The sequence below is a fragment of the Bacteroidia bacterium genome (genome assembly GCA_026932145.1).
Lineage (GTDB): Bacteria > Bacteroidota > Bacteroidia > J057 > JAIXKT01 > JAIXKT01.
Window position 1 is genome coordinate 191,136 of record JAIXKT010000001.1, and the last position, 8,043, is coordinate 199,178.

General features: G+C 37.0%; 5 protein-coding genes. 4 read left to right on the forward strand and 1 reads right to left on the reverse strand.

Going from position 1 to position 8,043, the window contains the following annotated elements; translation table 11 throughout:
• Positions 1–121 precede the first annotated feature (121 nt).
• From LC115_00805 to LC115_00820, 4 genes are all read left to right on the forward strand, one after another.
• Positions 122–1,915, forward strand: coding sequence for a hypothetical protein (locus LC115_00805; protein MCZ2355219.1), 1,794 nt, complete (start codon positions 122–124; stop codon positions 1,913–1,915).
• 199 nt (positions 1,916–2,114) lie between these two features.
• Complete coding sequence (dnaK, locus tag LC115_00810; protein ID MCZ2355220.1) at positions 2,115–4,004, forward strand: molecular chaperone DnaK; 1,890 nt, start codon at positions 2,115–2,117, stop codon at positions 4,002–4,004.
• A 251-nt stretch (positions 4,005–4,255) separates the two neighbouring features.
• Positions 4,256–6,436: a PKD domain-containing protein gene (locus LC115_00815; protein MCZ2355221.1), complete on the forward strand. Its 2,181-nt coding sequence runs from the start codon at positions 4,256–4,258 to the stop codon at positions 6,434–6,436.
• Between the two features lie 4 nt (positions 6,437–6,440).
• Complete coding sequence (locus LC115_00820) at positions 6,441–6,887, forward strand: hypothetical protein (protein MCZ2355222.1); 447 nt, start codon at positions 6,441–6,443, stop codon at positions 6,885–6,887.
• Positions 6,888–6,956: 69 nt separating this feature from the next.
• Here LC115_00820 and LC115_00825 read toward each other — a convergent pair whose 3' ends face one another.
• Complete coding sequence (locus tag LC115_00825; protein MCZ2355223.1) at positions 6,957–7,901, reverse strand: HRDC domain-containing protein; 945 nt, start codon at positions 7,899–7,901, stop codon at positions 6,957–6,959.
• Positions 7,902–8,043: the final 142 nt, after the last annotated feature.

Here is an 8,043-nt window from a genome sequence, read left to right on the forward strand (position 1 = left end):
TAACTATTGAAAAAACAGACCATAAATTCTTTTACGAACTAAAAAATAGATTAATTTTGAAAAAAAATCACCCGTTTAACTGCGTATTTATAGCAAAAATCCCAAAATTTAATAAAATAATATGATTCATTCATTTCACATACCCGTAATGGGCTTGTCATATACCATAGACACCCCCATTAAGGTAGCACATTTAGGCATATCTTCTGTCATTTCCATTGCTGATGATCTTCTTTTAGAAAAAGCGAGAGATTTTTATGCTAATCAATTTTCTATACCGGTACAATCAATTAACAGAAGAGATAAAGATGCAAGGTCTTCTGTTACAACATCTTATCTAAACTTAGTTAATGAAATCGTTGAGAAAAAATGGTTATCACATATAAACCAATTAGTTGATAGCGCGGAATATCGAGAAAGTTTTTTGTCTATACTACCGAACGCAAGTTATTGGCAACGAGAATGGCAAGCCAAAAACAACGAACTATCGAAAGAGGAACTAACCGAGTGGGCTAAAACACAGTTTAAAGCTGGCAGTATTGACGTAAACATCATGACCAAGTTGGATAAAAAAAATGCCAGCTTTGGAAAAGAATTGCCAATAGAATACAATGACGCACACGCAGCTTTACGTGGCTTTGCACAAAGCAAGTTAAGTTCTTCCGTTATTTTATCAGCCGGTATAAACATCCCGTTATTCAGCTATATGCAAAAATTTGATGACTTTTTCCCGGATGTTAATGGCAATATGACTAAAAAAATCATCATTAAAGTAAGTGATTATCGCTCTGCTCTGATTCAGGGTAAAATGTTAGCTAAAAAAGGTTTATGGGTTTCAGAATTCAGGATAGAATCAGGATTAAACTGCGGAGGGCACGCATTTGCAACACAAGGATATTTGATGGGACCAATATTGGAAGAATTTAAGCAAAAAAGAAGTGAACTTTATAACGAGCTTTTAACAATGTGGCGAATAGCTCTCAAATCAGAAAATAGATATAACACGGAAATACAAGACCCCAAAATGAAGGTTTCTGCTCAAGGCGGAGTAGGCACACACCAAGAACATGAGTTTTTACTGAAATACTATGAAATAAACTCAGTAGGTTGGGGAAGCCCTTTTCTTCTTGTTCCAGAGGCAGTTAGCGTTGATGATGACACCATGAAAAGACTTGCTAATGCAACAGAAGAAGACCTTTATCTAAGCAACGCATCGCCTCTTGGCGTTCCTTTCAATAACCTTAGAAATAGCACCAGACAACAATACCAGCAAAAAAGAGTTGATGCCGGAAGGTTAGGCAGCCCTTGCCCCAAAAAATTTCTACAACTCAACACAGAATACGGAGAAAAACCAATCTGCACTGCTTCAACCCAATACATAGATAAATCCATTGAAAAACTTCATAATAGTAACTTAACAGAGCAGCAATTAGAAGCCGCAAAAGAAAAACTCTATGAAAAAGAATGCCTTTGTTGTGGATTAGCCTTTTCATTTTTAGAAAAATATAACATAGACAGAAAAGTAGAAAAAGGCGGAGTATCGGTTTGCCCGGGACCAAACATTGCCTATTTTGACCGGATTTCCAGCCTAAGCGACATGATAATGCACATCTATGGAATGAAAAACTTGATTACCAGAACAGACCGGCCCAATATGTTCATCAAGGAAATTCAACTGTATATGGACTTTTTGGCAGAAAAAATCCATTCATCTTATTCTGAACCAAATGAAAAAGCCAAAAACTACATCAACCAGTTTATAGAAAACATGAAGTCAGGCGTAGATTATTACAAAACACTGTTTCAGACAGAATTACCTACTTTAAATCTAAAACAAAATATCCAAAATGCCCTAAACGACTTCTTAGATATATTAGAAGAAAAAAAAGAATCTACCAAAGTAGCCCTACTTTAAAAACATAAAAACAAATCATTTAATTATCAAAGATTATTATAGTTTCAGACAAAATCGCACTAATTTCAATTGATTTTATTCAGAAAACAGCATTTTGTCGTGTTTTTAGGCAAGAAAACTGCCATAATGCCTACAAAAGAGCAAAGTCCTAACTTGGCATAAGAGTTGTTATTGGTAAGTTCGGAAAAAGAAACTTAATATGAGCAAAATTATTGGAATAGACTTAGGTACAACAAACTCTGTTGTAGCTGTATTTGAAGGGAATGAGCCTACTGTAATTATAAACTCAGAAGGCAAAAGAACAACCCCCTCTGTTGTGGCCTTTACAGAAGAGGGAAAAGGTGAACGTAAAGTAGGAGAACTTGCTAAACGTCAAGCTGTTGTGAATCCAACTAATACAATATTTTCTATCAAGCGGTTTATGGGTCGCTCCTACGAAGAAGTAAAAGGAGAGATTAAACTAACACCTTATACCATAACTCGTGGTGATAACAACACCTGCCGGGTTCAGATTGCAGATCGCCAGTTCTCTCCGCAGGAGATTTCTGCCATGATTTTACAAAAGCTAAAAAAAGCTGCCGAAGACTATCTGGGTTCTGAGGTAAAAGAAGCCGTTATTACCGTTCCTGCTTATTTTAACGATTCACAGCGCAAAGCCACTATGGAAGCCGGTGAAATCGCCGGACTAAAAGTTCGCCGTATCGTAAATGAACCAACTGCCGCCGCATTAGCTTATGGCTTAGACAAAAAAGGCAAAAACTTAAAAGTAGCCGTATTCGACTTAGGCGGAGGAACTTTTGACATTTCTATCTTAGAAATGGGCGATGGTATGTTTGAAGTGCTTTCTACAAACGGAGATACCCACTTAGGCGGAGATGACTTTGATGCTAAAATCGTAAATTGGCTTGCAGAAGAGTTTTATCAAGAAGAAAAAATAGACTTACGCAAAGACCCAAGAGCCTTACAACGCCTAAGAGAAGCTGCCGAAAATGCCAAAATAGAACTATCCGTTCAAACATCAGTAGAAATCAACCTACCATACATCACAATGGAAGGCGGTTCTCCCAAAAACTTGGTAAAGACATTAAGCCGAGCAAAATTTGAGCAGTTGTCAGAAGATTTATTCAGCCGCTGTTTAGAACCTTGCCGCAAAGCACTAAATGATGCTAAAATTAATAGAGACGAGATCAACGAGGTTATCTTAGTAGGAGGTTCTATCCGCATCCCCAGAGTTCAAAAGTTAGTTGAAGACTTTTTTGGCAAATCCCCTAACCGCAGTGTAAACCCCGATGAAGTAGTAGCCTTAGGTGCAGCAGTACAAGGTGGCGTTTTAGCAGGAGATGTTCAAAGCGTACTCTTGTTAGACGTAACCCCACTTTCTCTCGGAATAGAAACAGCCGGCGGAATCTTTACAAAACTCATTGATAATAACACAACTATCCCAATCCGGAAAAGTGAAGTATTCTCTACTGCAAGCGACAATCAACCGTCTGTGGAGATCCATATTTTGCAAGGAGAACGCTCAATGGCTTCAGATAATAAAACGCTTGGGAAGTTTTATCTTGATGGAATCCCCCCGCAGCCGCGCGGAATCCCACAAATTGAGGTTACTTTCGATATTGATGCCAATGGTATCCTGAATGTTACTGCAAAAGACAAAACTACCGGAAAAACACAAAATATTAGAATTGAGGCAAGTAGCGGACTAAGCAAGGATGAAATCGAACGCATGAAAGTAGATGCTTCCAAAAATGCAGACGCAGATGCTAAACGTAAAGATGAAGCAGAAGCCCTCAATAAAGCTGATATGTTGGTGTTTTCTACCGAAAAACAATTGAAAGAACATGGAGATAAAATTTCGGAAGGAAATAAAAGCAGGATAGAGTCAGCATTAGAGAAGTTAAAAGAAGCCCACAAAAACAAAAACTTGGTGGGAATCGAAAGCGCAACAGACGAGCTAAACAATGCGTGGCAAGCAGCTTCAGCAGATATTCAGAAAGCCGGAGAAAACTCGGGCGGAAGCCAAACCACAAATAACAACGAACCCGTCTCAGACGTGGAATACGAAGAAGTAAAAGACAACAAATAACCTAACCTCAAAAAAATAAGGATAATTCGTTGAATGAATTATCCTTATTTTTTATCTTCAATAGCCCTGCATCGCCTCAATACTGAGGCCAATAACTCCAACGAACATTAAAGTTGAATTTCTTTTTTGTAGAAAAGAAAATTTAATAGCTTTGGAAGTAACCTTCATCAATGAATTTAGGTAATTAACCTAAACATAAATTTTTTTATTTACTTTTTAAATACCTTTGTAAGATTTGTTCATTTTTCTATATGAAAAAAAATTATCAATTAGTAACTTTATTCATAATTGGTTGTTTATCAATCATAAATGTTTCTGCACAGCATTGTGCTACTGATGAATATCATTCATATCGCTTGCGTCAATATCCAAATTTAATACAAAGCATACAGGATAATGAAGCATATTACAGAAATTATATTAGTCAGCTAACGAACCATAAGACACAGGATGAAAACATAAAAGTTATCCCAATGGTTGTTCATGTGGTACATGACGGCATTCCCAAAGATCCAAGCGTTGATGATAGTATTTCAGCAGAGCAAGTTATCAGCCAGATAGAAGTATTAAACCAAGATATGCGCAAACAGCAAGGCACAAGAGGTTTTGGAGCAGGCGTAGATTATCGAATTGAGTTTGCCTTAGCGTCTAAAGACCCCAACGGAAGCCCTACAAACGGAATAACTTATACGGCTTCGTCCTTAGCAGACCACCAGATTTATGATCAAAATTTAAAAAACTTAATTAAGTGGGATCAGACCAAATATTTTAATGTGTGGTTAGTTAAATCTATCATTGGTGGTGCAAGTGGCGGATTGGTATTGGGTTATGCGACTTTTCCGACTTCCGGCTATCCTACGGATGACGGTGTCGTAATTCGCTCAGATTGTTGGGGAACGATAGGTATTGCCGGTGGCCCCGGCGGCGACAACAAGTATGGCCGTACCGCAACCCACGAAATTGGCCATTGGCTAAACTTAATGCACACATTTACCCAACCAGACGGATGCGGAACCACAAACTGCAATACCTCCGGCGATAATGTATGCGACACCCCTCCGTCTTATACCCAAAATTTCGGAAGCAACAACCGGCAAAATACCTGCATCATAGATAACCCTGACCTCCCAGATAACACCCAAAACTATATGGACTATGTAAACGACCTCTATACCAATATGTTTACACAAGGTCAATATAACCGAACAATCTCTGCATTAAACAATCCCAATATTTACCAACGAAAAATGTGGGACGAAAGTAATTTACAAGCTACCGGAACCGGTAAATATGGTAAGTCAAAAGCTGATTTTTGGGCAAGTAACAAAACCCTTTGCGTAGGAGGTACAACCAAATTTATAGAATACTCACGAGGCCAGTGCAGCTACTTTGAATGGAGCTTCCCCGGCGGAACCCCCACAACCTCAAATAGTGCTAACCCAACAGTAGTCTATAACACCCCCGGAAAATACTCTGTCTCTTTAAAAGTGGGAAACCTAAATGATACCTCTGCCGTTTATACAAGAACCGATTTTATTACTGTAACAGATGCAAAACAAACTCTTCCTTTCCATGAAGGCTTTGAAGACTATGCAAACTTCCCCAAAGATGGTTGGTTCATTGAAAATCAAGATGAAGCGAACCAAGCAACCAGCCGTACTTGGGAATCATGGCAATATGAAAGCGGCTTTGCCCAGAGTTCTGCCTGCGTTAGAATGCCTTTTTATTTCTACGCCAGCTATAACCATAACGACTTTTTGACCTCCCCAACTTTTGACCTTACAAATACTCCAAACCCAAAATTATCATTTAGCTGGGCATACAGTCCTTTAATCTATGATAACTACAGTTCAAGCCCCAAATCAGAAACCTTAATTTATTCTGATACATTAACCATTGAAGTTTCTACAGATTGTGGTGCAAGTTGGTCTCCAGTTTGGAAAAAAGGTGGCTATCAATTAGCTACTGTACCACAAGACCAAATCACCTACAATACTTTATTTAACCAACTAACTGCTAATAAGTGGGATTCTACATTTATTAATCTAACTCCTTACGGAAATCAAGCCAGTATGCAAGTTCGTTTTAAAACTACTAACGGATTCGGAAATAATCTATATTTAGATGATATTAAGCTCGTTAATGATACGACTTTATTCAGAGACGACTTAATTGCGCAAGCACGTTTAAAACTAACTCCAAATCCAATTCAGGAAAAAACACTACTCTATTTGGATTTACCAACCCAATCTGCCGTTGAAATTGTTGTTACAGATGTATTAGGAAGAGAAGTTTGGAAAGAAAGTACAACTACATGGGGAGCAGGAATTCACAACCGCTCAATAGGATTTCCAGAAGCAGCCGGCTTATATAATGTGCGGGTTTTGGTAAATGGCCACAACTATAACCTAAAAGCAATAAAAACTAATTAACAAAATGGTATCTACATGGATATTTGTTTCAGATAAAAAAATCCCTGAAACAGAAACTTTTCTTACTGACTTAAAACAACGATTAAGTTCATGGGATTCTCACGGAGAGTTAGTTCCTAATTCTTTTGAATTAATTGAGAATCAAATTATTATCGTGGATGCACAGCCTGGGGCAACTTCGGGATGCTCAAGAGATGCTTTGCATAAGATAGTGAATACTTTATTAGCTCTGTATGATTGTACAATGCTACCATCCAGTGAAGTTATCTATCGAGCAAATGATCAAAGTATTCAAAATGTAGATTTTCGGAAAGTTCCGGAGATGCTGCAAAATAATACGATGACATCTGATACAATTATTTTTGATGCTCATACCAGAATTTCAGGTGATACTTCTTGGGAAAAACCCTTAAAGAATACTTGGTTAGCAAAGTTTTTGCAGCCCGCTTGATATTTTTCAGCTTTAGCGTAAAAATACTTGTATCTTAACCTAAAAAAGGGGGCAATTTTGCCCCCTTTTTTAGGTTAAGCAAGCATACATCTTTCCGTATTTGATTACTTCATAATCAAGTTCTAATAATTCCTTAGCAAACTTTAATGATTTTTCTTTTGAGGTTTTAAAAAAAAAAGATACTCTTTGTAGCAAGTCTAAAGAAACTTGTTTTTCAAGCCAGCTACGAATGTTCATTTCTTTGCAATAATGCAGTTGATCTATTCGTTTTTTTACTTGGAATACACTGATATTTAATTTTTTAGCGATGCTTTCTACGGATTCACCGGCTTTAATGAGTTCTTTTAATTTATCAAGGTTTTCAAAGTTATCTAATTCGTTTTTTTGAGAGTCGGTATAAGATTGTTTTAGTTTTTGGATTTCTTCAATAAAAGCGTCCCAGTGGCTAAGCCCCATATCAATTCTAATACTTTGAACTTCAGAAAGGCTTTTTCTGTCGTCCGGTTTAGCAATGGCTAATTGTTCTATTACATATTCGGTACAGATTTCAAAGGTCTTACAATTAGCTTCTTGTGCTAATTTTCTCCTGACTTCGATAAGTGCATCAAAATAATTGTATAATTTTGGAGCATATAGTTCACGGTCAGTAATGTACTCCTCTGCCGGGCATTGTAAGAAGGTTTTACCTAAGTCTGTGAGTTTAAGAACTCCAAAATATTTGTCTTTAACGGTTAGATAACCACGCTTAACCAAAAGTCTAAAAAAACTTTCTAAATTTCGTTGTTCTATTGAAAGAGAGCCATATCCGGGTAGTTTTTGGTATTCCGGCTTTCTGATAATTGTCTCATTTCCAATTAATAATTCAATTAAAAACTGCCGAGAGTAGCGTTCTTTGGTATCTTGAATCAATTGTAAAATTATTTTAAAAGTATCTGTTACATAGATAGACTTATTCCCAAAAGAGTTGTTTTTAGGTGTGTTTGTCATTTCCATAGCATTATTGTTAAAATTCATGGGACAAAGTTGGCTGGTTTGCAGGGGGTTTTTATGGAAACTTTTTTCCCAAAGTAACAAGAGGCTTTGGGTCTTTTCGGAAAGGATAGAATTTTAAATTTTAAAAAATTTATAGTTTTATTGTATATGGATTCAAAAAATA